Below are 26,678 nucleotides of genomic sequence, written 5' to 3' on the forward strand. Positions count from 1 at the left end.
TGTCGGCCCGCCGGCGGAGGCAATCCGCGCAAAAACGGGCAAATCGCGATTATACCGTTCGATGCGGCGCGTCAGGCGCATGCACGCGCCGCGCGAACTCAACGCGCCGACTGCTGCGCCGGCTGTGTCACGAAGCCGATCCGCTCGATCCCCGCCTGCTGCGCCGCGCCCATCACCTGCGCGATGACGTCGTAGCGCGTCGCGCTGGAGGCACGCAGATGCAGTTCCGGCTTCTGCGCCGCGCGGCCCGCCTCGACGAAGCGCGCGCGCATCTGCTCCACGCCGATGAGCGTGTCGTTCCAGTAGAGCTTGCCGGTGTCGTCGATGGACAGCGTGATGGTCTGCGGCGTCTCGCGCGCCGGCTGGGACGAGACCTTCGGCAGGTCGAGGCGGATGGCGTGCGTGAACAGCGGCGCCGTGATGATGAAGATGACGAGCAGCACGAGCATGACGTCGATGAGCGGCGTCATGTTGATCTCGGCCATCGGCTGGCCGTTCGCGTGCTTGTCTAGTCCGCCGAAGGCCATGTGCGCTCCGTGTCCGCCGTGCCGCACACGAACGCGTGCAGGTCGTGAGCGAAGCCGTCGAGTTCCTCGGAAATCTGCCGCACGTAGCGGCCGAGCACGTTGTAGGCGAGCACGGCGGGAATCGCGACGACCAGACCGAAGGCCGTCATGATGAGCGCCTCGCCGACCGGCCCCGCGACGTTCTCGATCATCGCCTGCCCGCTCGACGCAATGCTGGACAGCGCGTGGTAGATGCCCCAAACGGTGCCGAGCAGGCCGACGAACGGCGCCGTGCTGCCCACGGACGCCAGCAGCACCTGGCCGAATTCGAGACGGCGTTGGGAGCTCAGCATCGCCTGGCGCAGCGCCCGCAGCACGCGCTCATTGCGTTCGACCCGCGACAGCAGTGCGCCCGGCATGTCCGCCTCGGACGCGCGCCAGGCGGCCTCGGCGAGCGGCAGGAAGACGCGTTCGCGATCGGCGCGCCGCAACGCGCCGATGCCGTCCTTGAGCGTCGCCGACTGCCAGAAGCGTTGCAGCGCGCGCGGACCCTGCCATTTGGCGCGCGCAAGGATCCACGCCTTCATGAGCAGGAAGCACCAGCTGGCGAGGGACATCGCGAGCAGCAGGCTGGCGACCGCGTGCGTGACGGCGTCGCCGGATTGCAGATAGTGGATGACGCCCGTGGCGGCCATGGTCGCGCGGCGGTATCAGCGCAGGCCGAGCACGTCCTGCATGTCGAAGAAGCCCTTGTCGTGGCTTTGCAGGAAACGCGCGGCGCGCAGCGCGCCTTGTGCATAGGAGAGACGGCTGGACGACTTGTGCGTGATCTCGATGCGCTCGCCGATGCCCGCGAACAGCACGGTGTGATCGCCGACGATGTCGCCACCGCGAATCGCGGAGAAGCCGATGGTCGACGGATCGCGTTCGCCCGTCACGCCTTCGCGGGCGTACACGGCGCAGTCCTTCAGGTCGCGGCCGAGGGCCTTCGCGATGACTTCGCCCATGCCGAGCGCCGTGCCCGAGGGCGCGTCCACCTTGTGGCGATGATGCGCCTCGATGATCTCGATGTCGTAGCCGGTCGCGAAATGCTGCGCGGCGAATTCGAGCAGCTTCATCGTGACATTCACGCCTACGCTCATGTTCGGCGCGAACACGATGCCGATCTTCTCGCCGGCCTCCTTCAGCTGCGTCTTCTGCTCGTCCGAAAAACCGGTCGTGCCGATGATCAGCTTCACGTTGTGGCGCAGCGCCGCTTCCAGGTGAACGAGGGTGCCTTCGGGGCGCGTGAAGTCGATCAGGGTGTCGGCGTCGGCGAACACGCGCTCGATGTCGTCGGTCAGCAGCACGCCGGTCGTCTTGCCGAGGAACGCGCCCGCGTCCTGGCCGAGCTGCGGCACGCCGGGCCGGTCGAGTGCGCCGACGAGCTGGGCGTCGGGATCGTTGAGAACGGTTTCGATCAGCATCCGGCCCATGCGGCCCGATGCGCCGGCGATGGCGATCTTCATGGCAATCTCGTTTGATGAACCGCGCCCGGCGCGCGGCCGGGGCGTGGTGGTTCAGTGCGATGTTTCAGCAAGGCGACCCGGCACTCGAGTCCGGACCGACTGACTCTACTGCGGCATCGTGAACTGCGTCTGGCCGCTGCCGCTTCCGGCCGGCGCGGGCGACGTACTCGCCGGACCGACCGCGCTGCTGTCGGGAATCTGGATCGGCTGCGGCTTGCGCTGGAGCTGGATCTGCGAGTTGCTGCCCGAGGCGCCGCCCGCACCCGGCGCGCCGCCCGCGCTCGTCGGCGCGCTGCTGAACGCCGAGGAACGTTGACGGCCTGCGGGCATTTCCACTTGCGCGGTCGCGCGGTTGGCGGCTTGCGCGGCCTGCTGGTTGGCGTCGCCGGCAAAGGCATTCGACGCGTTGGGCTGCGTGGACGGCTCGCCTGCCGGCGCCGTAACGGTCACGCCCGACGCGGCCGAAGCCGCCGATGCCGGAGCCGCCGCAGCGCCAGGCGCCGTCTTGGCAACCTTGACGCCCTTGTCGCCGTCGATTTCGGCGAGCAGTTCGAGGTTTGACGGCAGGTTTTCACCGCCCGACCAGCTCACCACGCGGTCGCTCGCGAAGTTGACGACGAAGTCGCGTTGCTGCACGACGGCGGTGGATCCGCGCTTGAAGTAGAAGACGTAGTCCCAGCGGTCCGCGTGGAACATGTCGATGAGCAGCGGCGTGCCCAGCAGTTGCTTCACCTGATCGCGCGACATGCCGACCTGCATCTGCGCGGCGGCTTCCGCCGAAACGAAATTGCCTTGCACGACCGTGATCCGATACGGTGTGATGCTTTGCGCGATCTTCTGCGTGACGCTGTCGTACGCCGAGCAGCCGGCGAGCAATGCGGCCAAGGTTGCTGCGATCACGGTTCCCCGCATGCGACGGCTCTCCCTGCTATTCGATAAAGATTGAAAAAACATTTCACCTTTCACGCGAGGCGCTTGAAGTCCGCGCCCGCTTCGTCCGACGAGCCCGCAAGCATACGCGACGCAAGCACGCGGGATGTCGGGAATCGGAAAAACGCATTACTATGAGAACCTTGAATTGTACTCTAGGGATGCCTAGCCATGACCAATCCCGCCGATCTCAAAAATATCGGGCTCAAGGCGACCCTGCCCCGCCTCAAGATTCTCGAGATTTTCCAGCACAGCCCGGTGCGCCATCTGACCGCTGAAGACGTGTATCGAAACCTGCTCAACGAAGAGCTGGATATCGGTCTCGCCACGGTGTATCGCGTGCTCACGCAGTTCGAGCAAGCCGGCCTGCTGTCGCGAAGCAATTTCGAATCGGGCAAGGCCGTATTCGAGCTGAACGAAGGATCGCACCACGATCACCTCGTCTGCATCGACTGCGGCCGCGTCGAGGAGTTCTTCGACGCGGAGATCGAACGCCGCCAGCAATCGATCGCCAAGGAACGCGGCTTCAAGCTCCACGAGCATGCGCTCGCGCTGTACGGCGCATGCACGAAGGAAAACTGCCCGCACCGCAAGCATTGAGCGCCGCGCGCCGCTGATCGAGCGGCGCCGGATGCAAAAAACCGCCGTCCATCTCTCCGATGGACGGCGGTTTTACTTCGCCTGTACGTTTCGCGATCTGCTTATGCGAGCGATTCGCAACTGCATTTCGCAGTCGACATCACGCGGCGCGCGCGGCCGGTTCGATCAGCGTGCAGTGCTCGGGCAAGTCGAGTTCGTCGCAGTTCGGCTGGTCGCCGCCGCGATCCACCACGATGAAATCGCCTTCCCGGTCCAGCACGATCAACGGGTGATGCCACACGCCGCGCGCATAGTTCACGCCTTGCCAGCCGCGCGCATGGAACGCGCGCAACGCGCTCGCATCGAACTCGCCCGCCGGCGCCACCACCACGAGATAGCGCACGTCGGCGAGCGGCACGAACGCCTGGCTGCCGAGCGGATGACGCTCCATCATCGAGATGACGACCGGTTGCGGACGCGGCTGCCCGCGAAACAGGTTGATGAGTGGACGCCCGCCGTTCTCGAAGCCGATGTCCACCCGCGCGAGATCGTGAAAGCGTTCGGTCGTGCCGGCGTTGATCGGGAAATGGCGCGCGCCTTCCAGTTCGATGACATCGCCGAACGGTGCGAAAGCTTCGCGCGTGAGCGGTTCCAGCGTCAGCGTTTTCATTCGATTGCCCCAAAGATCCGCAGCCGCGACACGCCGCCGTCCGGATAGATGTTGAAGCGTACGTGCGTCACCGGGCCGAGCGCGGCGAGTTCGTGCTCGAAGCGATGCACGCTGTCCATCGAGAGCTTCTGCTCGTCGAGCAGCACCGGCCAGAACATTGCCTGCGTGACGAGCGATTCATCCGTGCCGCCGACGACGCGCGCCGCCTGCAACGAACAGCGGTCCGGATAGTTGCCCTTGAAGTGCGCGGTGTCGACTTCGATCGCGCGGATCACGCCGGCATGCGCGAGCGCGACGATCGCCCAGTCGTTGCCGGGCTCGCGCCGGCGCCGCGTTTCCCAGCCGTCGCCCATGTTGACGCCGCGTCCGGGCATCAGCATCTGCGACGCAGGACCGAAATGCTGGTTGTTCGCCGCGATCAGCGAAGCGCCGTTCTCGAGCGCCGCGAGATCGAGCAGCGTGCCGCGTTCGACGCGCGCAAAATCCGTCTTCGGCTGGCCGTACACCCGCAGCCGCGCGATGCCGCCGTCCGGATAGATGTTCACGCGCAGATGCGTGTAGGCGCGGCTGTCGGCGATGTCGAGATAGTGGTGATGATCACCCTTGAGGGTCGTCGACGGCACGATCTCGCGCCAGTCGCCGTCTTCCTGCGGATTCGGGCTGTTGCTCACGCAGGCGTCGATGGACGCCGCAGGCGGAAAGTTGCCGGTGAAGTGACTCGTATCGATGTCGATGCCGTGAATCACGCCCGCGCGCGCGAGCTTGACGATGCAATAGTCGTAACCCGTCGTGCGCTTGCGGCGCGTCTCCCAGCCGTCCATCCACTTGCCGTGTTCGTCGTACTTGCCGGGGATGAACACCGCGGGCTGCGGCTCCAGCATGCGCGACTTCGGCGCGAAGAATTCATCGCTGGCGAAGAGCGCCTGCGCGCCCAGGCGCGGATCAGCCAGATTCATGTCGCGGCGGGCGAATGTGGGAGCGTCGGCGGGGAGAAGCGGATTGGCCATGTCGAATTCCTTCGGTTGCGTTTGCGTTTGCGTGAATGTTCAGACTGCATGAGCGGGTTCGTTGCCGTGCGCCGCGTCCGGCGCGGCGGGCACGAAGCGATAGTCGGCGTCCTGGTCGAGTACGCGCTTCGCACGCACCCGGTCGATGTCGTTTTCCCACACCGCGACGACCACGGTCGCGACGCAGTTGCCGATCAGGTTCGTCACCGCCCGCGCAATGCCGACGAACCAGTCCACCGGCAGGATCAGCACGAGCCCGAGCACGGGGATCGCGGGAATGGCGGAGAGCGTCGCCGCGAGAATCACGATGGCCGAGCCCGGAATGCCGTGCGCGCCCTTTGACGTCACCAGCGAGACCAGCACGACCACGATCAGATCGTGCAGCGACAGCGGCGTGTTGGTGGCCTGCGCAATGAAGATGACCGCGAGCGTCAGGTAGATCGAGAAGCCATCGAGGTTGAACGAGTAACCGGTCGGGATCACCAGACCGACCGTGGAATCCTTCACGCCCATCCATTCGAGCTTGCGCATGATCTGCGGCAGCACCGCATCCGAGGACGCCGTGCCGAGCACGATCGACAGTTCCTCACGCAGATAGCGCACGAGCTTGAAGATGGAGAAGCCCGCGAGCCGCATCACCACCGCGAGCACCACGAACACGAACAGGAAACAGCTGGCATAGAACACCATCACCAGCAGTCCCAGTTGCTTGAGCGACGCGACGCCGTACTGACCGGTCGTGAACGCGATCGCGCCGAGCACGCCGAGCGGCGCCAGCTTGATGATGAACGCCATGATGCGGAAGAACACGGACGAGAGTTCGTCGATGAACACCGTCACGCGCTGCGCCTTGTTGCCGAGCAGCGAGAGGGCCGAGCCGAACAGGACCGCGAACACCAGCACTTGCAGGATGTCGCCTTTCGCGAAGGCGTCGACGGCGGTGTCGGGAATGATCTTCAGCAGGAAGCCCGCCGTGTCCTTGAGACTCTTCGCGTGCTCGGTGTAGGTGGAGAGCGCGGAAGCATCGAGCGTATGCAGGTCGATGTTCATGCCGACGCCCGGCCGCGTGATCCACGCGAGAATCGCGCCGATCACCAGCGCCAGCGTGGTCATGATCTCGAAGTAGACCACCGCCTTCAGCCCGACGCGCCCGACCTTCTTAAGATCGCCTGCGCTTGCCATGCCGCTTACCACGACACAGAACACGATCGGCCCGATGACCATCTTGATCAGCTTCAGGAAGCCGTCGCCCAGCGGCCGCAGCGACTGGCCGAAATGCGGAAACAGCGCGCCGATCACGATACCGATGACCAGCGCGATCATCACCCTGCCGAACAGCGAATTCAGAAATCTCGACACGACCATCTCCTCGTGTAATGTCTCACCTCCGGAGCAACTGTTCCGACTGGTCGGACCAGTGCTGTGATGGAGAATATTAGAAAGCCGATATAGCGGCGTCAAGGAAGCATTGATAACGGTTTACCCTGTGAAGAAGCGGCACGGAAATGGCCATGGAAAGGTCGACGAACGGTCGTTCACACGCGCCGGCGGGAGGCGCATACAATGGCGGTCAGACCGGCCAAAGCACCCACTTCCCCATGAAAAACGTTCCGCACACCGTCACCGACGCGGCCATCGCGACCATCCGCGAGCGCATCGAATCGAGCGTGTATCCGGTAGGCAGTCTGCTGCCGGCGCAGCGGCAGTTATCGGAAGAACTGGCGATCAGCCGGGCCTCGCTGCGCGAAGCGCTCTCCACGCTCGAAGCGCTCGGCATGCTGCATATTCGCCCCGGCAAGGGCGTGTATGTCAGCAGCACGCAGGCGAGCAATGCGCATCCGTGGCGTTTCGCGGATCAGGCGTCGCTGCCGGACACCTATCAGATGCGTTTCGCGCTGGAAGGCTTTGTCGCGCGTCTGGCGGCGCATTCCATCGGCGATGCGGACGTCGACTGGCTCGACGACAACCTCGCGTCCCTGCATGGCGCGCTGACGGAAGCGGCGCTGGAAGAAGCCGCGCAGCTGGACTTCGCGTTCCATATGCGCATCGTGAGTCTCGCGGGCAACGCGGCCATCGAATCGATCCTGCGCGGCAGCGCCGACATCATGAAGGAGAGCCAGCGCCTGCCCTTCTATCGGCGGGAACTGGTGCTGTCCACGTACCACGAACACGCGGCGATCATCGAAGCGCTCAAGGCACGCGACGGCGAAGCGGCCGGCGAGGCGATCGAAGGACATATCGTCAATGCGGCGCAGCGGGCGGGCGTGCATTTTCCGGTGCCGAAACGATAGCGCGCCGGCACTTCTCCGGCGCTTCGCGGTCTCAGCAAGGGCCGCACGCGCCAAAGTTTTCCATGCGCTTGCGCTGCCCTGCAATTGACTGAATACCAACAGGAGCAGCGTCGATGGACATGCAACAACTCGCTTCAGAATTTCTCGCGTCGGAACACGGCGCACAAGCCACCCAGGCGCTCGCCGACCAAGGCTTCAGCACGGAAGACAGCCAGCAGATTCTCGGCACGGCGGCTGAAACGGCTCATGCCCACGTGGAGGAGCAGCACGAAGGCCTGCTGGGCGATCATCCCGGCAAGAGCTTCTTCGCGGCGTTTGCGTCGGGACTGGTGCGCGGCGACGGCTTCTTCAAGTCGATGGAGGAAGGCGGTGAAGGCGTGCTGACAGGACGCATCGCCGAATCGATTGCGGCGCGCATGGGCATGGACCCGGGCACGGCATCGACGGTCGCGGCAGCGGCCACGCCCTACGTCATCTCTTTCCTGCGCGAGAAGCTCGGCTGAACCCACGCAACACACAACACGCAGTCGAAAAAAAAGCCGCTCCGAGGAGCGGCTTTTGCATGCCTGAAGCTGAAACTGAGACTGAAACGCAGTGCAGCTTACTTGGCGTTGGCGAGCGCCACGGCCGTGTCCAGCATGCGGTTCGAGAAGCCCCACTCGTTGTCATACCAGCTCGACACCTTCACGAGACGGCCCGACACCTTCGTGAGCGTCGCATCGAAGCTCGACGAAGCCGGGTTGTGGTTGAAGTCGATCGAGACCAGCGGTGCGTCGTTGTAGCCGAGAATGCCCTTCAGCTCACCTTCCGCCGCGTCCTTCATGATCTTGTTGACTTCTTCCACCGTCGTGTCGCGCGCGGCGATGAACGACAGATCCACCACCGAGACGTTGATCGTCGGGACGCGGATGGCATAGCCGTCCAGCTTGCCGTTCAGTTCCGGCAGCACGAGGCCGACCGCCGAAGCCGCGCCCGTCTTCGTCGGGATCTGGCTGTGCGTGGCCGAGCGCGCGCGGCGCAGGTCTTCGTGATACACGTCCGTCAGAACCTGGTCGTTCGTGTAGGCGTGGATCGTGGTCATCAGGCCGTTCACCAGGCCAATCTTGTCGTTCAGCGGCTTGACGAGCGGCGCGAGGCAGTTGGTCGTGCACGACGCGTTCGAGATGACCGTGTCCGATGCCTTCAGCACATTGTGGTTGACGCCGTACACGATGGTCGCGTCGACGTCCTTGCCGCCCGGCGCCGAGATGATGACCTTCTTCGCGCCGCCCTTGATGTGCGCGCTGGCCTTTTCCTTCGTCGTGAAGAAGCCCGTGCACTCGAACACCACGTCGACCTTCAGCTCGCCCCACGGCAGTTCGGCCGGGTTGCGGTTGGCCAGCACGCGGATCTTGTCGCCGTTGACGACGAGGTAGTCGCCGTCCACCGAGACTTCGCCCGGGAACTTGCCGTGCGCCGTGTCGTATTGCGTCAGGTGGGCGTTGGTCTTCGCATCGCCCAGATCGTTGATCGCGACGATCTCGATGTCATGCTTCTTGCCGTTCTCGTAGAACGCGCGCAGCGTGTTGCGGCCGATGCGGCCGTAGCCGTTGATTGCAACGCGAATCGTCATGGTCTATCTCCTGATGGTAAAAAAACCTTGTCCGCTGGTGGAAGCACGCGCGTTCACGCCGCGAGCACGTCCTTCGCCGTCTTGACGACGTTCTCCACCGTGAAGCCGAAGTGCTTGAACAGCGCGCCGGCCGGGGCCGATTCGCCGAACGTGTCGATGCCGACCACGCCGCCTTCCAGGCCCACGTACTTGCGCCAGAAATCCGTCACGCCCGCTTCGATCGCCACGCGCGCCACGCCCTTCGGCAACACGCGTTCGCGATACTCGGCGTCCTGCTTGTCGAACACGTTCGTGCAGGGCATGGACACGACGCGCGCGCCAATGCCTTCCTTCGCCAGCGCCTCGACCGCTTCCATGGCGAGCTGCACTTCCGAGCCGGTGGCCATGAGGATGATCTTGCGCGCGGGGATGTCGTCGTTCCAGTCGCGCAGCACGTAGCCGCCCTTCGCGATGTTCGCGATCTGGATGTCATTGCGCGGCGAATACTGCAGGTTCTGGCGGCTGAAGATCAGCGTCGACGGACCGTGATGCGCGATGGCATGCGTCCACGCAACCGCCGTCTCGACGGTGTCCGCCGGACGCCAGGTCTGCAGGTTCGGAATCAGGCGCAGGCTGGAGACGTGTTCGACGGACTGGTGCGTCGGGCCGTCTTCGCCGAGGCCGATGGAGTCATGCGTGAACACGAAGATGGAACGCGACTTCATCAGCGCGGCGACGCGCAGCGCGTTGCGGCTGTAGTCCGAGAACGTCAGGAAGGTGCCGCCGAACGGACGATAGCCGCCATGCAGCGCGATGCCGTTGATGGCCGCGCTCATGCCGAACTCGCGCACGCCGTAGTTGATGTGGTTGCCCCACTGGATGCCCGCGTGATCCGGGTTGGCGTTCTCCTGATCGCCCGCCGCGCGGACCGCCTTCGAGGCCTTCCAGTTGGTGAGGTTCGAGCCGGTCAGGTCGGCGGAGCCGCCGAGCAGTTCCGGCAGCGCGGCCGCGAGACCTTCGATGGTGTTCTGCGAGGCCTTGCGGGTTGCAATGGTCTCGCCCTTCTGGTTCGCGTCCTCGATGATCTTCGCCGCGGCTTCCGCCCAGTTGGCCGGCAGTTCGCCGCTCATGCGACGCGTGAACTCGGCGGCTTCGGCGGCGTACTTCGCGCGGTAGGCGTCGAACGCCTTGTTCCATTCGGTTTCCGCGTGCTTGCCCTGCTCCTTCGCGTCCCACGCGGCATACACGTCCTGCGGGATCTCGAACGGACCGTAGTTCCAGCCGATGGCCGCGCGCGTCGCCGCGATTTCCTTGTCGCCGAGCGGCGCGCCGTGCGCGTCGTGGCCGCCCGCCTTGGTCGGCGCGCCCTTGCCGATCACCGTGCGGCAGCAGATCAGCGTGGGCTTGTCCGACTTCTTCGCGGCCGCGATGGCGGCGTCGACGGCATCGACGTCATGACCGTCCACCGCGCGGATCACGTTCCAGCCGTAGGACTCGAAGCGCTTCGGGGTGTCGTCGTGGAACCAGTGCTCGACGTGGCCGTCGATGGAAATGCCGTTGTCGTCGTACAGCGCGATCAGCTTGTTCAGCTTCAGCGTTCCGGCCAGCGAGCAGGCTTCGTGCGAGATGCCTTCCATCAGGCAGCCGTCGCCAAGGAACACGTAGGTGTGGTGATCGACGATCTTCGCGTCCGCCTTGTTGAACTCGGCGGCGAGCAGCGCCTCGGCCAGCGCCATGCCGACCGCGTTGCCGACGCCCTGGCCGAGCGGGCCGGTGGTCGTCTCGACGCCCGGCGTCATGCCCACTTCGGGATGGCCCGGCGTCTTCGAATGCAGCTGGCGGAAGTTCTTCAGTTCGGCGAGCGGCAGGTCGTAGCCGGTGAGGTGCAGGAGCGAGTACAGCAGCATCGAGCCGTGACCGTTCGAGAGCACGAAACGGTCGCGGTCGAACCAGTGCGGATTCACCGGATTGTGCTTCAGATGGCGCGACCACAGCGCGACGCCGATTTCGGCCATGCCCATCGGCATGCCGGGGTGGCCGGAATTGGCTTGTTGAACGGCGTCCATGGCGAGCGCGCGGATTGCGTTGGCCATGTTTTTGGCCACAGGGGCGGTCTGGCTGGAAGTCGGGGTCGTCATGTCGAGTCTGGGCAGGTCCTGGAAAGATCCGCAGTGCGTCTCTGGCTGGATGTCTCACTCGCGCCGGACCCGCGGCACACAACGTTTTCAGGACCGGAACGACGAGAAACGACGAGGATCGGGAGGCCGTCATTCTAACAGACCGGTCCGTCCGCCGAGCGGCCATGGGAGCCGCGGACCCGGTGCAGACCCGCTTGTGCGGCCGCGGGCATGTTCCATGCAAAACACGGTCCGCGCGTTGCGTTCCTGAGCGTCGTCGTCACCACGCACGGGTAAAGACCCCGCGACATTACACGCTCCCGCGCGCACGCAACGGACGTTCATCAGGCGAAATCCGTCCGGCGCGGCGCATGGCTGCCCGTCGTCGCCCGGTTTCCCGCGGCCGATTGATCGTACGGCTTCATGGCAGAATGTCTTACCACCCGCAGCAGCAAGGCTTCAAGGAGTGTTTCCGATGACCGACCCTCGCCCGGCCGACGTGCCCTGGCTGACTCCGTATCTCACGGTGCGCGACGCGCGCGTGAGCATCGCGTTCTATGAAAAGGCGCTGGGCTTCACCGTGCGCGACAGCGTGAACGACGACGGCACGATCATCCACGTGGAGATGATGTATCGCGGGCAGTTGATCGTGATGTTCGCGCCCGAGGGCGCGTACGGTTCGCAGGCGCGCACGCCGAAGACCGCGGGACACATGGCGCCGCAGTCGTTCTATCTGTATGTGGACGACGTCGACGCCACCTTTCAGCTGGCGCTCGCCGTCGGCGCGAAGCCGCTGATCGAGCCGCAGGACCAGTTCTGGGGCGACCGTTTCGCGCAATTCGAGGATCCGGACGGCTACCGCTGGGCCATCGCTCGCCATCTGGGCTGAGCCTCTCCAGGCATTTCCACTATCCGCGGGCGCACCGGTCCGCGATCGACCCTCCATGCCACGTTTTCATGTCGACGGCCCGCTCTCGCCGGGCCAAACCTTCTCGCTCCCCGACGCCGTCGTGCGCCACGTCCACGTGCTGCGCCTCCAGACGGGCGACGTCATTACCCTGTTCGACGGCGCCGGCGGCGAATATCGGGCCGAACTGGTCGATATCGCCAAGCGCGCGGCGCTCGCGCGCATCGACGAACACCGCGACCGCGAAGCCGAACCCCCCTATCGCGTGATCCTTGCGCAAGGCATCGCGGGCGGCGACAAGATGGACTGGCTCATCGAGAAGGCCGTGGAACTGGGCGTCGCGGGCATTGCGCCGCTGACGGCCGAGCGCGGCGTCGTGCGTCTCGCCGGCGAGCGGGCGCTGCGGCGTCAGGCGCACTGGCAGGCGCTGACGCGCGCGGCCTGCGAGCAGTGCGGCCGGAATCGTGTGCCGGAAGTCGCTCCGCCGCGCGATCTCGACGTTTGGCTCGCTGATCTCCGCGCCGCAACCGAAGGTGAACTGCGCCTGCTGCTGTCGCCGCGCGCCGAAGTGAGCTTCGCTGCGCTGCCCGTCGAACCGCCGAATGGCGCGGTTACGCTGCTGATCGGCCCGGAAGCGGGCTTCTCACCTGCGGAAGAGCAGACGATTGTCGATGCCGGCTTCGCAACGCTCGGGCTCGGCCCGCGCGTGCTGCGCACCGAGACGGCCGGGATCGCGGTACTCGCGGCGCTGGCGGCGCGCTGGGGCGGCTGGTGAAGCGCGGGCTGCGTCCACATAAGCAATCAGCCCGATGAACGCGGCGCGCTCATCGGGCTGACTGGCTGAGGACGGACAGAAACCGCAGCGGGCTTACACGAAGGAATAGAAGACGCGGAACGCCACCTTGCGCTCGGCCCAGAATTCAGCGGCGTCGCGGAAGACATCGAGCAGCACTTCGCGCCCTTCCTTGTCGAACTTCTGCGCGATGGGAAGCTGCTCCAGCACGATCACAAACCCAGGCTGCGAACCCGCCTTGTGGACGAGCTCGGTCAGCGAATCATAGAGTGCGTCGTAATTCTTGCCGAAGTGCTTCGGAAACAGGAACGACGTGGCGATCGTTTCCAGTATTTCCTGCTTGCTCTGTGCCTGGCCGAGGTACGCGTAGAGAAAATGCTGGCCGAGGCGATTGGCCTCGTCGGCCAGATCCTGCACGCGAAACGCGCGGATGGACTGGACGATGTTCGGCCGCACCGTGGCGAACATCGCTTCCGCATCTTCTTCATGCAGGTGAGGCGCATGGGACTCGTCGGGACTGGTCTCGTCGCCGGGTCTGTTGTCGTGTTCTGTCATGCGTAGCCGCAATACTCGCTGGAACAGGTTGCCATCGCCGGTGGCGAAAAGATCACTCGCGACGCTGTGATCGTGCGCGTAGATGCTGTCGCTCATGCCGTTAATCCCTGGTTAATCCGTAATGCGTTTGAAACTGGTGTAGTGATCGTCCGTGTAGAAGCACTCGCCGGTCTGCCTGCGTGGTCCGCCACATACGATGCGGCGCGCGCCGCGGTCCCTCGCGCGCGGGGTGGGAACCGTGTATTCGTGGTAGTAGCCACGCGGATGCCGGGGAAGCACACGCTCGCGATTGCCGAACACGACGCCGTCCTTCTCGTAAGGGAACGGCCCGCCCGCCTCGATGAGCCGCAGGGTGGTGACCGCCTGCTTCGGCAACTGAGCGATCCGGACGGTGGCCAGGCCGTCCTGACCTGACGCGGCCGGCCCACTTTGCCCGCTCGGCCCGGCTGGCTGTGCCTGGCGAACCACTTCCGCCGGCTGAACCGGCGCCGGGGTAGCGGACGCGACCGGTTCCTGGGAATGGCTGCGCGGCTCGTCCTTGCCGCACCCGACGAGAACGATGCTCAAGCCGAGCAAGCAGGAAAAAGCCCAGACGCGCCTCACGAAACGATTGTCCCCGCGTTGAACCGAGATCTGGCGACCATTAAAGGTGTAAGGGTATCGCTAATAACAGGGCGAATCAATGTTCGCTCCGAAATCAGAAATTTTTCCCGGAAAAGCGGACATCGGGCGCTTCGACAAGTTTGAGCTTCGGCCGCAATTTAGCCTTATTCTGAGTGATATTTATCTTCGACGAGATAATAATCAATGCCTGTGGGACTCGAGACCTCTGGACAAGCCGCCTCACTTGTCGCCAGTCTCCCGGCACGCGCTCGGCCGACAGTCTTGCATTTTTGGTGAAAGACAGCCTCGCATTTCGCCTGGGCGTGCCGCGCTTCCTTTGCGGCACGCTTTTTTTTGGTCGTGCGCATCCCTTTCCCCTTCCCGCAGCCCTTGCGATACACCCCACCTGACTGTTGCGTTATTTGACCGTGTTTGACATTTAGCGCGCACCACGTGCGGGATAATTTCACCCGACGCGCTTCCACTGACGCGCCCGACCCGGCGAACGGTCTCGCCAGCCTCACGCCACGCAACTCCCGATCTACACTGAACGCAGTGAAACCCTGCGCGGCCACCGTCCTGCATAGCCCAATGACTGCATCGAATCGCCATTCGCCAGCCAGCACGGTCGAAGTCTTCCAGGCTTTCCTGCGCAACGCGCTGAGCGCGCAGCAGCGGAACGAATCCATCGTCCGCGACACCTGGCTTGACGCCGCGCGACACCTGTTTCCCATCGACGGCGCGTCCGTCGGCGGGCTGCTTCAGCGGCTGGCCGCGGAGCAACGGCTCGCCGATGCGGAAGCCATCGCGCGCACGCTCGCGCAACTCGAGCCCCACAGCGCGCTCACGCAGTTCAATCTGGGGCTGGCGCTGCAGTTCGCGAACCGCCACGACGAAGCGATTGCGCCGTATCGCGACGCACTGGCCATCGATCCCGACCTGCACAGCCTGCGCAACAACCTCGCCGCCGCGTTGCTCGACCGGGATCCGGCGTCGTCGGAAGCGGCCCGGCTGCTCGAAGCCGCGCTCGCGCACGATGCGCGCGATGCCAACCTGTGGGTCAATCTCGCGAAAGTACGTCTGGCGCGCTTCGACCTCCCGGGCTCGCTCGCGGCGAGCGAACAGTCCGTCAGGCTGGCGCCGGACGATCCGGTCGTCGTCAGCAATCACGGACAGAAGCTGCGCGAAGCCCAGCGCTGGGACGACGCCGAGCACTACGCCACCCGGGCGCTGCAGCTCGCCCCCGAGAACGCCGGGAATCGCTCGAACCTGGGCATGCTGCACCTCTTGCGCGGGAACTACGCCGCCGGATGGCCGGAACACGAGGCCCGCTGGGACGGCTCGAAGGAACTGGCCGGCAAACGGCCGGTGTTCGCCGGGCCCGCATGGACCGGCCAGCCGCTCGCGGGCAAGACGCTGCTGCTCTGGGGCGAGCAAGGGATGGGCGATCTGCTTCAGTTCTGCCGCTACGTGCCGCTGCTCGCCGAGCGTGTGCATCGCGAGGGCGGCCGGCTCGTGTGGAACTCCTTTCCGCAGATGGGCTGGTTGATCGGTCGCACGCTGGCCCGCTTCGTCGACGACTTCACCCTGGGCGGCGGGCTGGAGTCGTTGCCGCCCTTCGACTATGAAGTGTCGATGGTCACGCTCCCGTTCGTCTTCGATACCCGCGAGGACACGATTCCATCGCAGGTGCCTTATTTGCAGGCCGATCCGGCAGCCGTCGATGGCTGGCGCGCGCGCCTTGCGGGAGAAACGCGTCTGAAGGTCGGGCTGACCTGGACCGGCAGCCGCACGCACCAGCGCAATCCGTTTCGTCGCGTGGGACTGGAACGGCATGAAGCGTATCTGCGCGACCTCGACAACGTCGCGTTCTATTCATTGCAGCCCGATGCCGCCGCGGACGTCGCCGCCGCGCGTTCCGCCGGGTTCGACATCGCCGATCATACGGGCGAGTTGAAGAGCTTTGACGACACGGCGGCGTTCATCGGCGCGCTCGATCTCGTGATTTCGGTCTGCACGTCGGTGGCGCATCTGAGCGGCGCGCTGGGACAGCGCACGTGGGTGCTGCTCGACGTCAATCCGCATTGGGTCTGGCTGCTCGATCGCCCGGACAGTCCCTGGTATCCGACTGCCACGCTGTATCGGCAAAACTGGTTCGCAGAGTGGAAAACGGTGTTCGAACGGCTCCGCCATGACCTCGAGACGCTCGCGGCCCAGCGTGTCGAAGTCTGCTGAGCATGCCTGGCGACACGGCGCGTGAGGCATGCCCGGCCTTGCACGATCATGTTCAGTCCGCGTGAGCCTCGACGCCGGTCGCCTCGATCACGACGCGTCGATTCTGCGCCCGTCCTTCGGCGGTCGCGTTGGATGCCACCGGCGACATGGGGCCAAACCCCCGTACGTCGTAGGCCTCGGCGCGCATGCCGTGCGCCGTCAGATAGCCCTGCACCGACCGCGCCCGCGCTTCCGACAAACTTTCATTGGCCGCCAGGGTGCCCGTCGAATCGGTATAGCCCGCGATGTTCAAGCGCTTGACGCGGTTATTCCGGTTCGCCTCGATGAAAGCATCCAGCTTGGCTCGCGCGCTTGCGTCGAGCCGCGCGCTGTTTGTGTCGAAGTTCGCGCCAGACAGTTCGGTCAAGCTCGTTTTCTGAACGGGACTGACCGCGGCGACGGGCTCGCGCAATGGAGCCGGCCGCCTGGCCGCATCGTCGCACATGAAGGTCAGATCGCGCGGATCGTTCTTCCCCTTGCCATCGCTCGACAAGGCGTCAACGGACTCGACCAGGAGGACCTTCTCGCCCTTGCAAATCTGCTGCGCGTGCCTTGCGCATGTTTCGCTGCTTCCGAACAGCCCCTCACACTGGACTCGCCAGGCTTGCTCGCCTGAGCTCAGTGTCACCAGTTCGGTGTTGGTCATCGGTGAGGAATAGCTCGTGCAGCCTGCAAAAACGGCCGCGACCAGCCCTACCAGTAGAAGTTGAATGTTCATGATTTGAGTTGGAACCCTGGAAGTTTTCATTCGTGTCACGCCGGTCAGGCGAGCGGCTCGCGCCGCCCGCCTGCCCGGCCGCGCGTTACCACTGATAGGACGCACCCCCGCCCACCGCCGTGCCCGCCGAACTCACGCCCGCACCGATCTTCACCTTGATGTTCTGCGTGATGCGTGCCGAGGCACCAAGAGCTGCGGCTTGATAGCCCTTGTAGTTGGCCGTGCCGACGCCGACTGCGATGGTCTTGCCCTGATCGACGTCCGGGATCATCGTCAGCGCCGTGGCAGCGGCAACGCCCGAATAGGCGCTGCGTGCGACTGACGAGATCTGGTCGCCCAGCACGTTGAATTGCTGGTTCGTGTACGCGTTGGCCTGGTTGACGCCTTGCGCGACGCTCTGGTTCAGCTGGTTCAGATTCACCGCATCGGTCCCTTGCGTGCCGGCCGCGACGTTGGTGATCTGACGCTCGCTGCCCACCGCGCCGACTGAGACCGTATTGTCTCGATCCGCCACGGCGTTGGCCCCGAGCGCGACGGCGTTCCCCGCCGGTGCGGTTGCGTTGGCGCCGATCGCGGCCGAGTTCCCCCCCTGCGCCGTCGCGCCGAAGCCGACCGCCACGGCCCCCGCTCCGGTCGCGCTGGCGCTAGGTCCGATCGCGGCCGCGTGCGTGCCGGTGGCGACGGAAGCCTCCGTCGTCCGATCGCCGTTGATTGCAATGAACGGACTGCTTGCGTTCTGCGCGATGTTCGCGACCTTGCCGATGGCTTCGTTCAATTGATCGAGATTGACGGCATCGCTGGCGTTGAGGCCGTAGGCCACGTTATGAACCGCCGTGCCGCCCGTGTTCGTCGCGGCGTTGTAGGCGGGACCGGAAAGCGTCAGGCTGCTCGGGTTCGGCGTGCCGTTCGCGTTAGCGTCGTACTTCACGACCGAGTTGCCCAGGTTGCCTGCCGCGTTCGTGATGTTCGTCACTTCGGTCTGAAGGCTGCTCACGGCCTGGTTTGTCGCATTGAGCTGCGAGCCGTTCACGGCGTCCGTCGAGGTGGCCGAAACACGGCCGGCCGCAACGTTCGTGAGCGTGCGCTCGTAACCCGCCGAGCCGACACTCACCGTGCCGACCGGCGCGGTCCCAGCGAACGCGTAGTTCACTCCGTTGATGTCGATGCTGGGGGTCGCCACTGCGCTGGACGAGACCGACTTCGAGCCCAGCGCGACGTCGTTCGCGTTCGCCGACACCGCCCCGGAACCAATCGCCACTGAGTCGACGCCCGTCGCCGTCGAGCCCGCTCCCGTGCTGTTGGCGTGGAAGTACGTCGAGCCGGTTGTGTTGAGGCCGTTTATCGAATTGAGTGCGTTACTGATGTCGGTTGCGTTCCGGTCGATCGCCTGGTTCGAGGCGTAGAGTTCCGAGCCGTTCACGGCGTCGGTCGAGGTGGCCGAAACACGGCCGGCCGCAACGTTCGTGAGCGTGCGCTCGGCGCCCGCTGAGCCGACGCTCACCGTGCCAACCGGCGCGGTTCCAGCGAACGCGTAGTTCACTCCGTTGATGTCGATGCTGGGGGTCGCCACTGCGCTGGACGAGACCGACTTCGAGCCCAGCGCGACGTCGTTCGCGTTCGCCGACACCGCCCCGGAACCGATCGCGACCGAATCGAGGCCCGTCGCCGTCGAATCCGCGCCCGTGCTGTTGGCGTGAAAGTATTTCGTGCCGGTGGCGGAAATGCTGTTGATGGAGTTGACCGCGTTGCTGATGTCGGTGGAGTTCTGATCGATCGCCTGATTCGATGCGTTCAGTTGCGAGCCATTGACGGCGTCCGTCGACGTGGGTGACAAGCGGCCCGCTGCAACATTCGTGATCGTGCGCTCGTTACCCGCTGAACCGACGGAAACCGTACTCGTCGCGTTGGTTCCCGCGAACGCGTAGGTATTGCCGCTGATCGTCGCGTTCGGGGTGTTGACCACTGCGTCCGTCGTCGAAACGGCGCCAAGCGCCACGTCCCTCGCATTGCTCGCGACTGCGCCCGGACCCAGCGCGAGCGAACCTAATCCGCCGGCACTGGCCGTCGACCCCAGGGCTACCGAGACAACCCCGGTCGCCTGCGCTCCAGCACCGAGCGCCGTTGAGCTGAGGCCCGACGCGATTGAACTTGCTCCCAACGCGGTTGCCGCGAAGCTCGAAGCCGCCGCGCTGACGCCATATGCGACTGTATCGGCGCCGTTCGCCGTCGCCAGCGAGCCAACTGCGAGAGCGGTGTCGTTCCCTCCAGGGGCGCCGCTGGCATAGGATCCCTGGCCAATCGCTATCGCGGCAGGCGTCAACGCCTGAGCCGTATTCGATATCGCAACCGTGTTCAACCCCGCCGCCGTCGCTTTCGGGCCGATCGCGACGGCTGACCCCGCGCCAGACGCGGTCGCTTGAATTCCGATGACTATCGAATTGTCCGCTGAAGCCGCCGCAGTCGGTCCGATGGCGATGGAGCTCTGGCCAGATGCGGTCGCCAGAAGCCCGAACGCCGCCGAGCCCGCCCCGGTTGCCGACGCATGCGATCCTATTGCCGTGGACCCATCACCAGATGCAGTCGCCGCATCCCCCACGGCCAACGATTCCGCTCCTGAAGCCAGCGCCGCCGAGCCAATCGCAACTGCGTCGCCCCCCGAAGCGGTCGAGTCGGGGCCGGTGCTGTTGGCGTGGAAATACTTCGCACCCGTCGTGTTGATGCTGTTGATGGAGTTGACCGCGTTGCTGATGTCGGCGGAGTTCTGATCGATCGCCTGATTCGATGCGTTCAACTGGGAGCCATTGACGGCGTCCGTCGACGTGGGTGACAAGCGGCCCGCTGCAACATTCGTGATCGTGCGCTCGTTACCCGCTGAACCGACGGAAACCGTACTCGTCGCGTTGGTTCCCGCGAACGTGTAGGTATTGCCGCTGATCGTCGCGTTCGGGGTGTTGACCACTGCGTCCGTCGTCGAAACGGCGCCAAGCGCCACGTCCCTCGCATTGTTCGCGACTGCGCCCGAACCCAGCGCGAGCGAACCTAATCCGCCGGCACTGGCCGTCGGCCCCAGGGCTACCGAGACAACCCCGGTCGCCTGCGCTCCAGCACCGAGCGCCGTTGAGCTGAGGCCCGACGCGATCGAACTTGCTCCCAACGCGGTTGCCGCGAAGCTCGAAGCCGCCGCGCTGACGCCATATGCGACTGTATCGGCGCCGTTCGCCGTCGCCAGGGAGCCAACTGCGAGAGCGGTGTCGTTCCCTCCAGGGGCGCCGCTGGCATAGGATCCCTGGCCGATCGCTATCGCGGCAGGCGTCAACGCCTGAGCCGTATTCGATATCGCAACCGTGTTCAACCCCGCCGCCGTCGCTTTCGGGCCGATCGCGACGGCTGACCCCGCGCCAGACGCGGTCGCTTGAATTCCGATGACTATCGAATTGTCCGCTGAAGCCGCCGCAGTCGGTCCGATGGCGATGGAGCTCTGGCCAGATGCGGTCGCCAGAAGCCCGAACGCCGCCGAGCCCGCCCCGGTTGCCGACGCATGCGATCCTATTGCCGTGGACCCATCACCAGATGCAGTCGCCGCATCCCCCACGGCCAACGATTCCACTCCTGAAGCAAGTGTGTGATCGAGCGTCTCCACACCCATATTGCCCACGGCGATGGCACCCGCCCCACTCGACGTTGCAGCTCCCCCAATTGCAACCGCTCCGTTGGTGCCGATAGCCGTCCCGCCATCGACCGAACCGGCATTGGCCATATCCGCCGTCGACAGCACTCCTCCCAGCAGGACGACCGCATAGGCCGCTGCAATCTTGCTGCTCGCTTTCTTTCCCCGTGCCTTTGCCGATTCCGCCACCGCGACCCACGTGCCGGTGGTCTCGTTCCACACTGTCCGATATGTCTTATTCATTTGTATGCCTAAGTCTTCAATAATGTTGCTGATACTTCATATCCGCAACGCGAGGTTCTTCAATGTCCAGGCGCTTCCTACCGGAATCCCCTGATGCGTCGAGCGATGCATGCCGATGCGCCGCGGTCACTGGCGCGCCATGTCGGCTTTCGGCATCACTGATTGCGCAAGCTCCCACTCTTGCTTTCGCGCTTCACCCACCCTCCCCTATAGCGACTGCAGCGTTGCGGATCGACGGCGATGTCCAGGAATCCGGTCTGACCGAAACCGGCGTCCCTGGTGATGCCGCCCGTGAATTCACTCGCGTCCTTGAAGCGTCATGTGCGACGAGACGGCTCGCCACGCGCCGTCGCGGCGCACGAACACATCGGTGAAAGAGAACAGGAGCGCCGCCGGCTGACCGGACTGACTGAACCGGTTGGTCCCCGTGACGATTGCGGTGTCGCCGTAGGTCCTGACCTTCATGTCCTGCAATTGCTGCGTGGATCCCACAGGCGGCGGCGCTGCGCTCAATGCTTCGGCCTTGTCCCGGCGGCGCCCGTTGCTGAGCGTCTCGACGAACGAAGGGTCGAGAATCCGGTCGAGCGTCGCGATATCCCTGCTCGCGGTGGCCTGAACCCAGGCGTTCTCGAGCGATTCGAGCGCCGCGGAATCGCCTGGCATTTGCGCCATGCATTGCATGCTGGCCAATGCAAGCGACATCGAGACAAACCATTTCTTGCGTGCAACACAAGGTTTCATGACGTGGGCTCCAATACAGCCGTTACTGCGAACCAGCGATAAAAACGCTCGTTCTGCAAATGACTTCTGGCTTTCGGATCAAGCTTTCGGCAATAGCTCGCCCGCGCCGCCGAACGAGTGAGATCGTCGGCCGCGTGCGTGCAAGCGCGTTGCGTTCAAAGCGGCGGTCGCGTCACTGAGCGAACAGGATGCGACATATGGCAATTCCCCTGAACCGCCATATGATTTGTTATCCGAAATTTATATGCGAATATTTACCTAAGATAATCTGTTTGGCGTTGAAGCCGCTGTGTTTTCTCCCCGGGTGTCTCCGCTTTTATTCGCAGCGAAAAGTTTTAGCAGGAAACGTCATGGGTCAACATCGTGTTGACCTCGATTTTCGACGGAGTATTCGGTTGCAAACGAAGCACACCTTGCTCGCGCCACATACGTTGAAACGCACGCTCCATACCTCGTGCGAAGCGCGCACCGTCCATCAATGCAGAACGTTCCATCATCGTTCTCAGTTCAGAGCGGAGCTTGCGCAAGCGACTCAGATCCTGGGCCGCCTCCACTGCCTTTTCAATGAAGCTCTCTTCCGAATCCGCAATCCATTCCGGCATGCTCAGGTTCGACAGCAACGCATGTCCCGCGCGGCTTGCCGGCGTCTGGCCGGTCATCGTGAGAACCGGCACGCCCATCCACAGGGCGTCGAGGCTCGTGGTGTGGCCGTTGTATGGAAACGTATCGAGCACGATGTCGATCTCGAGATACGTGTCCATATAACGCTCGCGCGGACGGTAATCGACGAAGTACAGTCGCGATGCCTCGACCCCCGCCGCTTCGAACTTCGCCACCACCTCCTCCCGCGCGCGCCCCCAGGCAAGCAGAAGCATCAGCGTCGAGCCAGGAATGCGCCGCATCGCCTCGGCCCAGAGCGCAAAAGTCCGGTCAGTGAGCTTGCACGGATTGTTCAGGCATCCGAACGTGATATGTCCCTTGTCGTCTGCGGGAAGCGTGTTCACATGGTGCGACAGATTAAGCGGCGCGTAGCACCAGAACGTATCGGGCAGGCGAATCGATGTTTCGCTATAGCAATCATCCCGGTTCGAATCGGCCGGATCGAGCCATGGATCGGTCAGTCGATACTCGATTGCGCTGCTTCCCGTCGTCCCCGGATACGCCAGCCAGGCCACCTGAACCGGCGCGGGCTTTCGCGCAAAGAGCTGGGGACGTCCGCCCGCCATGTGCATGGTCAGGTCGACCAGAATGTCGATGCGATCGTCCCTGATCTGCCGGGCGAGTTGTTCGTCGTCGAGCGTGTGGGCATCGCGCCACGCATCCGCGAGATGCACGATCTCGTCGGTGATGCGATCACGGATTTCGACGCTCGAATAACAAAAGATTTCGACCGCGCGATGATCGTGATTACGCAACAGCGGCAACATGAACAGCGACTGGCAATGGTCGCGAAAGTCCGGTGAGACGTAGCCGATGCGCAACCGCCGTTCGGGAGCCGGATCATTCCGGTACGGCACCGCCGCAGCGACAAGCCGGGCTTCGAACCGCGCGGCGAAGCGCCGGCCTTCTTCTAGCACGTCATAACCCGCCTCGCTGACGAAGCTGAGCGCGTAGACCAGATTGGAATGGGCAATCAGACAGTCGGGATCGATCTCGATGGCGCTGCGAAAGCAGTTCAACGCCTCCCCGATGTTTCCCGAGTTCTTCGCCAGCAACACAGTGCCCAACCCGACGTGCGCGGCAGCGAGACGCGGCTGCAATTCGAGCACCCGGCGCGTGAGCACTTCGGCCTCGTCGAGCTTGCGGAGATTTTTAAGGAAAGCCCCGAAGTTGAAAAGCGCGCCCCAATGATTCGGGTCCACTTCGAGCGCGTGCCCGTACGCGGCCTCGGCGGCTTCGGTGCGGCGCGTTTCCGCGAGGATATTGGCGAGATTGATCAGCGCGAGCACGAAACGCGGGCTCAGTTCGATTGCACGACGCAACAGCGCTTCCGCTTCGTCGAAACGGCGTTTTTCCGCCAGCAGACTGCCGAGTGCATTCAATGTCCCGACATTGTTCGGCGACAATTGCAGCGACATGCGAAATGTATCGATGGCCTCATTCGAACGGCCGAGCTCATTCAAAAGCCGCGCAAGCATTTCGCTTGCACCCGCGAATTGCGGATCGGCTCGCAATGCGTGACGCAAGGCCTGCTCGGCTTCCACTTTTCGACCCGTCTCCTTGAAAAGGGAACCGAGATTGCACAGCGCCTGTGCAAAGCCAGGCCGAATCTCCAGCGCGTGACGAAATGCAGATTCGGCATCGTCGAACATTCTTTGTTCGGCCAGTACCGATCCCAGACTATTGAGCGCTTCAGGCCAATTGGGACGCAGCACGATTGCACGGCGTAGTTGCTCGAGCGCATCGGCGCTATTGCCGAGCCGGGAAAGCAGCTTTCCGAAATTGAAGCGGTAATCAGCCGAGTTCGGATCGAGTTCGACCGCGCGCTGAAACGCTGTCTTTGCGTCTTCCAGCTGATTCTGGTCCTCGTGCAGCCGCGCCAGATTGAAATGGGCGATGGCGAAATCGGGATGGATAACCAGTGCGCGACGCTGCGCGTTCATCGCTTCCTCATAACGCTTTTGCGCTCTCAGCGCCAGCCCGAGATCGGATTCTCCCGCCGCGGTTTGCGTGATGGAAAGCGAGATCTGAATCAGCGATTCCGCTTTGGACGGATCGCCATCCAGCAGATGAAGCACTCCCAGAAGATGATTGGCTTCGCAATGCCGCGGTGCTTCGCTCAGGATGCCTCTGCATTGGATAGCGGCCTGCACACGGTCACCCGAGCGAAAGCATTCCAACGCAGTTTCGAAAGATTGTGAGGTGGCGAGTGCGGTGGCTTGCACGTCGGGCTTCCCTATATTGATTTGTATTGCGACCGCGCAGCGGAACAGCGACTCCGCTGAATTGCGCTTGCACTAGTGAGGTGCGAGATCCACGCAATGTTACAACAATCAACTTATTGTTAGGAAGGCGATTCAAGTCCTATTTAGTCCTTCCCTTCTATTTTCTCAGGACTCGATTGAAATAATGCACAAATCTATTTCATTAAATTGAATTCGAAGTACGCAGGCCACTTTTCTGGTTATCCTGAAAACCTTCGATTCGGATTTTCAGAATGATGTATTACTCGGCATCCTGATCGGTCTCGATTTTCAAACAGGGTAATTGAAAGGATTTTGGTGAATGCGATGTTTGAATAACAGGCTTCAAACAGTGGATTAAATCGGTTGGTGAATTGCAGGCGGGCGGCATGCGCCGGCCGCCTGCAATCCAGCCTTGCATTACCACTGATAGGATGCGCCTCCGCCCACCGCCGTTCCTGCGGCACTGACGCCGGCGCCAAGTTTCAGCTTGACGTTCGCTGTTACGCGCGCAGAAGCGCCCAGCGCAGTTGCCTGATAGCCCTTGTAATTGGCGGTGCCGATGCCGACCGCGATGGTCTTGCCTGGATCGACGTCCGGAATCATCGACAAAGCCGTCGCCGCTGCCACGCCGGCATAGGCGCCGCGCGCCACGGAACTCACCTGGCTGCCGAGCGCGGTGATCTTCTGATCCGTATAGGCGTTCGCCCGGTTCAAGCCCTGCGAGAAGCTCTGATTCATCTGGCCCAGATTCACGGCGTCGGTGTCCTGGGTGCCGGCCGCCACGTTCGTGATCTGGCGCTCTTCACCCGCAGCGCCGACCGACACCGTGTTGTCGCGGTCCGCGACCGATCTGGCGCCCAGCGCCACCGAATTCGCCGCTGACGCATGGGCGCCCGAGCCGACCGCCGTCGCACGTGCTCCGCTCGCGCTGGCAAGCGCGCCCATCGCGGTCGAATGCGTGCCGGTTGCGGCGGCGCTTTCCGTGTCGCGATTGCCCTCGGCGGCCATGAACGGGTTGTTGGCCGCGTTCGCCACGTTGGTCACGGCGCCGATCACCTCGTTCAACTGACTCACGTTCACGGCATCGCCGCCATTGACGCCGTATGCCACGTTGTGGATGGCGGTGCCTCCGGTGTGTGTCGAGCTGTCGTAGGCGCCGCCGCTCAGCGTGATGCTGCTGGTACCCGGCGTGCCGTCCGCGCGGGTGTCGTATTTCACGGGGGCGTTGTTGAGCGCGTTGACGTCGGTCGAGATGTTCGAGACTTCCGTCTGCAGGCTGCTGACCGCCTGATTGGTCGCGTGGAGCTGCGAACCGTTCACGGCGTCCGTCGAGGTGGCCGAGATGCGGCCGGCCGCGACGTTCGTGATGGTGCGTTCAGCGCCCGCCGAGCCGACGCTCAACGTGCCGACCGGAGCCGAACCGGCAAACGCGTAGTTGATGCCGTTGATGGCGATGCCCGCCGTCGCGACGGCCTCCGACGTGATCGAGTTCGAACCGAGCGCGATGCTGTTGGCATGAGTCGCCGCCGCGCCCTGACCGATGGCGATGGCATCGAGACCGGTGGCCATCGAGTCGTCTCCGGTGCTGTTCGCGTGGAAGTACTTCGTGCCCGTGGCGACGATCGTGTTGATCGAGTTGACCGTATTGCTGATATCCGCGGTGTTCTGATCCACGGCCCGGTTCGTCGCGAAGAGTTGCGAACCGTTCACCGCATCGGTCGAGCTGGCGGAGAGGCGGCCTGCGGCGACGTTCGTGATGGTGCGTTCCGCGCCCAACGAACCCACCGATAACGTGCTCTGCGCATCGCTGCCCGCGAACGTGTAGTCCTTGCCGCCGATCGTCGCGCCGGCGGTGTTCACGACAGCCTCCGTGGTCGAGTTCGCACCGAGCGCGATGTCGTTTGCGTTGGCCGCGACCGCGCCCTGCCCGATGGCGACCGAGTCGAGACCGAGGGCTGTCGAATCCTCTCCGCTGCTGTTCGCGTGGAAGTACTTCGTGCCCGTGGCGACGATCGTGTTGATCGAGTTGACCGTATTGCTGATATCCGCGGTGTTCTGATCCACGGCCCGGT

The 26,678-nt window shown here is 64.0% G+C and carries 21 protein-coding genes and 2 pseudogenes; 6 read left to right on the top strand and 17 right to left on the bottom strand.

What is annotated here, in order from left to right; all coding sequences use genetic code 11:
- Positions 1–98: 98 nt before the first annotated feature.
- The 4 genes from QCE64_RS10535 to QCE64_RS10550 all read right to left on the bottom strand — a co-directional run bounded on the left by QCE64_RS10535 (position 99) and on the right by QCE64_RS10550 (position 2,926).
- Positions 99–527 carry a biopolymer transporter ExbD gene (locus tag QCE64_RS10535; RefSeq protein ID WP_309918387.1) on the bottom strand — a complete coding sequence of 143 codons (429 nt, stop codon included), beginning with the start codon at positions 525–527 and terminating at the stop codon, positions 99–101.
- Complete coding sequence (locus QCE64_RS10540) at positions 509–1,201, bottom strand: MotA/TolQ/ExbB proton channel family protein (protein WP_309809748.1); 693 nt, start codon at positions 1,199–1,201, stop codon at positions 509–511. Before QCE64_RS10540 ends, QCE64_RS10535 begins: the two co-directional genes overlap by 19 nt.
- Positions 1,202–1,216: 15 nt before the next feature.
- Positions 1,217–2,014, bottom strand: coding sequence for a 4-hydroxy-tetrahydrodipicolinate reductase (dapB, locus tag QCE64_RS10545; RefSeq protein WP_309918390.1), 798 nt, complete (start codon positions 2,012–2,014; stop codon positions 1,217–1,219).
- A gap of 105 nt (positions 2,015–2,119) precedes the next feature.
- A complete protein-coding gene (locus QCE64_RS10550; RefSeq protein ID WP_309918392.1) occupies positions 2,120–2,926 on the bottom strand; it encodes an outer membrane protein assembly factor BamE in 807 nt (268 codons plus the stop codon).
- Positions 2,927–3,115: 189 nt separating this feature from the next.
- On the opposite strand from QCE64_RS10550, the gene fur reads away from it, so the two are divergent.
- Complete coding sequence (fur, locus tag QCE64_RS10555) at positions 3,116–3,544, top strand: ferric iron uptake transcriptional regulator (RefSeq protein WP_309809755.1); 429 nt, start codon at positions 3,116–3,118, stop codon at positions 3,542–3,544.
- 139 nt (positions 3,545–3,683) lie between these two features.
- On the opposite strand, the gene QCE64_RS10560 is transcribed toward fur, so the two are convergent.
- From QCE64_RS10560 to QCE64_RS10570, 3 genes are read right to left on the bottom strand one after another with little or no spacing between them, the layout of a single operon-like run.
- A complete protein-coding gene (locus QCE64_RS10560) occupies positions 3,684–4,193 on the bottom strand; it encodes an ureidoglycolate lyase (RefSeq protein ID WP_309918395.1) in 510 nt (169 codons plus the stop codon).
- Entirely contained in the window at positions 4,190–5,200 is a 1,011-nt protein-coding gene (alc, locus tag QCE64_RS10565; protein WP_310003707.1) for an allantoicase, read from the bottom strand. The genes QCE64_RS10560 and alc overlap by 4 nt, the downstream gene beginning before the upstream one ends.
- Before the next feature lie 39 nt (positions 5,201–5,239).
- Positions 5,240–6,559 (bottom strand): C4-dicarboxylate transporter DctA, encoded by a 1,320-nt coding sequence (locus tag QCE64_RS10570; RefSeq protein WP_310003709.1) that lies wholly within the window; start codon positions 6,557–6,559, stop codon positions 5,240–5,242.
- A 239-nt stretch (positions 6,560–6,798) separates the two neighbouring features.
- On the opposite strand from QCE64_RS10570, the gene QCE64_RS10575 reads away from it, so the two are divergent.
- On the top strand, positions 6,799–7,491 hold the full coding sequence (locus QCE64_RS10575) for an FCD domain-containing protein (RefSeq protein WP_309918404.1): 693 nt from the start codon (positions 6,799–6,801) through the stop codon (positions 7,489–7,491).
- 113 nt (positions 7,492–7,604) lie between these two features.
- A complete protein-coding gene (locus QCE64_RS10580; protein WP_309918407.1) occupies positions 7,605–7,994 on the top strand; it encodes a hypothetical protein in 390 nt (129 codons plus the stop codon).
- 98 nt (positions 7,995–8,092) lie between these two features.
- Here the strand turns inward: QCE64_RS10580 and gap are convergent, their stop codons facing one another.
- Positions 8,093–9,103, bottom strand: a complete 1,011-nt coding sequence (gene gap, locus QCE64_RS10585; RefSeq protein ID WP_309833325.1) for a type I glyceraldehyde-3-phosphate dehydrogenase — start codon at positions 9,101–9,103, stop codon at positions 8,093–8,095.
- 53 nt (positions 9,104–9,156) lie between these two features.
- Entirely contained in the window at positions 9,157–11,175 is a 2,019-nt protein-coding gene (gene tkt / locus QCE64_RS10590) for a transketolase (protein WP_404987316.1), read from the bottom strand.
- Positions 11,176–11,674: 499 nt separating this feature from the next.
- Here tkt and QCE64_RS10595 point away from each other — a divergent pair, with 499 nt between their 5' ends.
- Together QCE64_RS10595 and QCE64_RS10600 are read left to right on the top strand one after the other, a co-directional pair.
- The gene (locus QCE64_RS10595) at positions 11,675–12,088 is read left to right on the top strand and encodes a VOC family protein (protein ID WP_309809771.1); all 414 of its coding nucleotides are present in this window, start codon (positions 11,675–11,677) and stop codon (positions 12,086–12,088) included.
- A gap of 55 nt (positions 12,089–12,143) precedes the next feature.
- Positions 12,144–12,881: a 16S rRNA (uracil(1498)-N(3))-methyltransferase gene (locus QCE64_RS10600; RefSeq protein ID WP_310003711.1), complete on the top strand. Its 738-nt coding sequence runs from the start codon at positions 12,144–12,146 to the stop codon at positions 12,879–12,881.
- Between the two features lie 93 nt (positions 12,882–12,974).
- Here QCE64_RS10600 and QCE64_RS10605 read toward each other — a convergent pair.
- From QCE64_RS10605 to QCE64_RS10610, 3 genes and pseudogenes are all read right to left on the bottom strand, one after another.
- Positions 12,975–13,367: pseudogene (locus QCE64_RS10605) on the bottom strand (barstar family protein); the annotation flags it as partial.
- A 74-nt stretch (positions 13,368–13,441) separates the two neighbouring features.
- Positions 13,442–13,550 (bottom strand): annotated as a pseudogene (locus QCE64_RS37920) (barnase inhibitor); the annotation flags it as partial.
- Between the two features lie 15 nt (positions 13,551–13,565).
- Positions 13,566–14,057 carry a ribonuclease gene (locus QCE64_RS10610; protein ID WP_310003713.1) on the bottom strand — a complete coding sequence of 164 codons (492 nt, stop codon included), beginning with the start codon at positions 14,055–14,057 and terminating at the stop codon, positions 13,566–13,568.
- Positions 14,058–14,648: 591 nt separating this feature from the next.
- On the opposite strand from QCE64_RS10610, the gene QCE64_RS10615 reads away from it, so the two are divergent.
- Positions 14,649–16,292, top strand: a complete 1,644-nt coding sequence (locus QCE64_RS10615) for a hypothetical protein (protein ID WP_310003715.1) — start codon at positions 14,649–14,651, stop codon at positions 16,290–16,292.
- A gap of 52 nt (positions 16,293–16,344) precedes the next feature.
- Here the strand turns inward: QCE64_RS10615 and QCE64_RS10620 are convergent, their stop codons facing one another.
- The 5 genes from QCE64_RS10620 to QCE64_RS10640 all read right to left on the bottom strand — a co-directional run.
- On the bottom strand, positions 16,345–17,049 hold the full coding sequence (locus QCE64_RS10620) for an OmpA family protein (protein ID WP_309931014.1): 705 nt from the start codon (positions 17,047–17,049) through the stop codon (positions 16,345–16,347).
- A gap of 85 nt (positions 17,050–17,134) precedes the next feature.
- Complete coding sequence (locus QCE64_RS10625) at positions 17,135–20,959, bottom strand: YadA-like family protein (protein WP_310003718.1); 3,825 nt, start codon at positions 20,957–20,959, stop codon at positions 17,135–17,137.
- A gap of 297 nt (positions 20,960–21,256) precedes the next feature.
- Complete coding sequence (locus tag QCE64_RS10630; protein ID WP_310003720.1) at positions 21,257–21,622, bottom strand: nuclear transport factor 2 family protein; 366 nt, start codon at positions 21,620–21,622, stop codon at positions 21,257–21,259.
- A 413-nt stretch (positions 21,623–22,035) separates the two neighbouring features.
- Positions 22,036–24,585, bottom strand: a complete 2,550-nt coding sequence (locus QCE64_RS10635) for a tetratricopeptide repeat protein (protein ID WP_310003722.1) — start codon at positions 24,583–24,585, stop codon at positions 22,036–22,038.
- A gap of 438 nt (positions 24,586–25,023) precedes the next feature.
- Positions 25,024–26,678, bottom strand: a 1,655-nt coding sequence (locus tag QCE64_RS10640) for a YadA-like family protein (RefSeq protein WP_310003724.1), incomplete at its 5' end; no start/stop codon positions are given.

Origin of the sequence: Caballeronia sp. LZ043, from assembly GCF_031451075.1 — a bacterium.
GTDB lineage: Bacteria > Pseudomonadota > Gammaproteobacteria > Burkholderiales > Burkholderiaceae > Caballeronia.

What these genes read in the sequence shown, in the direction of transcription:
- gap (WP_309833325.1), bottom strand. Translation starts at nt 9,103, where the DNA reads ATGACGATTCGCGTTGCAATCAACGGCTACGGCCGCATCGGCCGCAAC.
- alc (WP_310003707.1), bottom strand. Translation starts at nt 5,200, where the DNA reads ATGGCCAATCCGCTTCTCCCCGCCGACGCTCCCACATTCGCCCGCCGC.
- QCE64_RS10575 (WP_309918404.1), top strand. Translation starts at nt 6,799, where the DNA reads ATGAAAAACGTTCCGCACACCGTCACCGACGCGGCCATCGCGACCATC.
- tkt (WP_404987316.1), bottom strand. Translation starts at nt 11,175, where the DNA reads ATGGCCAACGCAATCCGCGCGCTCGCCATGGACGCCGTTCAACAAGCC.
- QCE64_RS10540 (WP_309809748.1), bottom strand. Translation starts at nt 1,201, where the DNA reads ATGGCCGCCACGGGCGTCATCCACTATCTGCAATCCGGCGACGCCGTC.
- QCE64_RS10560 (WP_309918395.1), bottom strand. Translation starts at nt 4,193, where the DNA reads ATGAAAACGCTGACGCTGGAACCGCTCACGCGCGAAGCTTTCGCACCG.
- QCE64_RS10625 (WP_310003718.1), bottom strand. Translation starts at nt 20,959, where the DNA reads ATGAATAAGACATATCGGACAGTGTGGAACGAGACCACCGGCACGTGG.
- QCE64_RS10550 (WP_309918392.1), bottom strand. Translation starts at nt 2,926, where the DNA reads ATGCGGGGAACCGTGATCGCAGCAACCTTGGCCGCATTGCTCGCCGGC.
- QCE64_RS10535 (WP_309918387.1), bottom strand. Translation starts at nt 527, where the DNA reads ATGGCCTTCGGCGGACTAGACAAGCACGCGAACGGCCAGCCGATGGCC.
- dapB (WP_309918390.1), bottom strand. Translation starts at nt 2,014, where the DNA reads ATGAAGATCGCCATCGCCGGCGCATCGGGCCGCATGGGCCGGATGCTG.
- QCE64_RS10620 (WP_309931014.1), bottom strand. Translation starts at nt 17,049, where the DNA reads ATGAACATTCAACTTCTACTGGTAGGGCTGGTCGCGGCCGTTTTTGCA.
- fur (WP_309809755.1), top strand. Translation starts at nt 3,116, where the DNA reads ATGACCAATCCCGCCGATCTCAAAAATATCGGGCTCAAGGCGACCCTG.
- QCE64_RS10580 (WP_309918407.1), top strand. Translation starts at nt 7,605, where the DNA reads ATGGACATGCAACAACTCGCTTCAGAATTTCTCGCGTCGGAACACGGC.
- QCE64_RS10595 (WP_309809771.1), top strand. Translation starts at nt 11,675, where the DNA reads ATGACCGACCCTCGCCCGGCCGACGTGCCCTGGCTGACTCCGTATCTC.
- QCE64_RS10600 (WP_310003711.1), top strand. Translation starts at nt 12,144, where the DNA reads ATGCCACGTTTTCATGTCGACGGCCCGCTCTCGCCGGGCCAAACCTTC.
- QCE64_RS10630 (WP_310003720.1), bottom strand. Translation starts at nt 21,622, where the DNA reads ATGCCAGGCGATTCCGCGGCGCTCGAATCGCTCGAGAACGCCTGGGTT.
- QCE64_RS10615 (WP_310003715.1), top strand. Translation starts at nt 14,649, where the DNA reads ATGACTGCATCGAATCGCCATTCGCCAGCCAGCACGGTCGAAGTCTTC.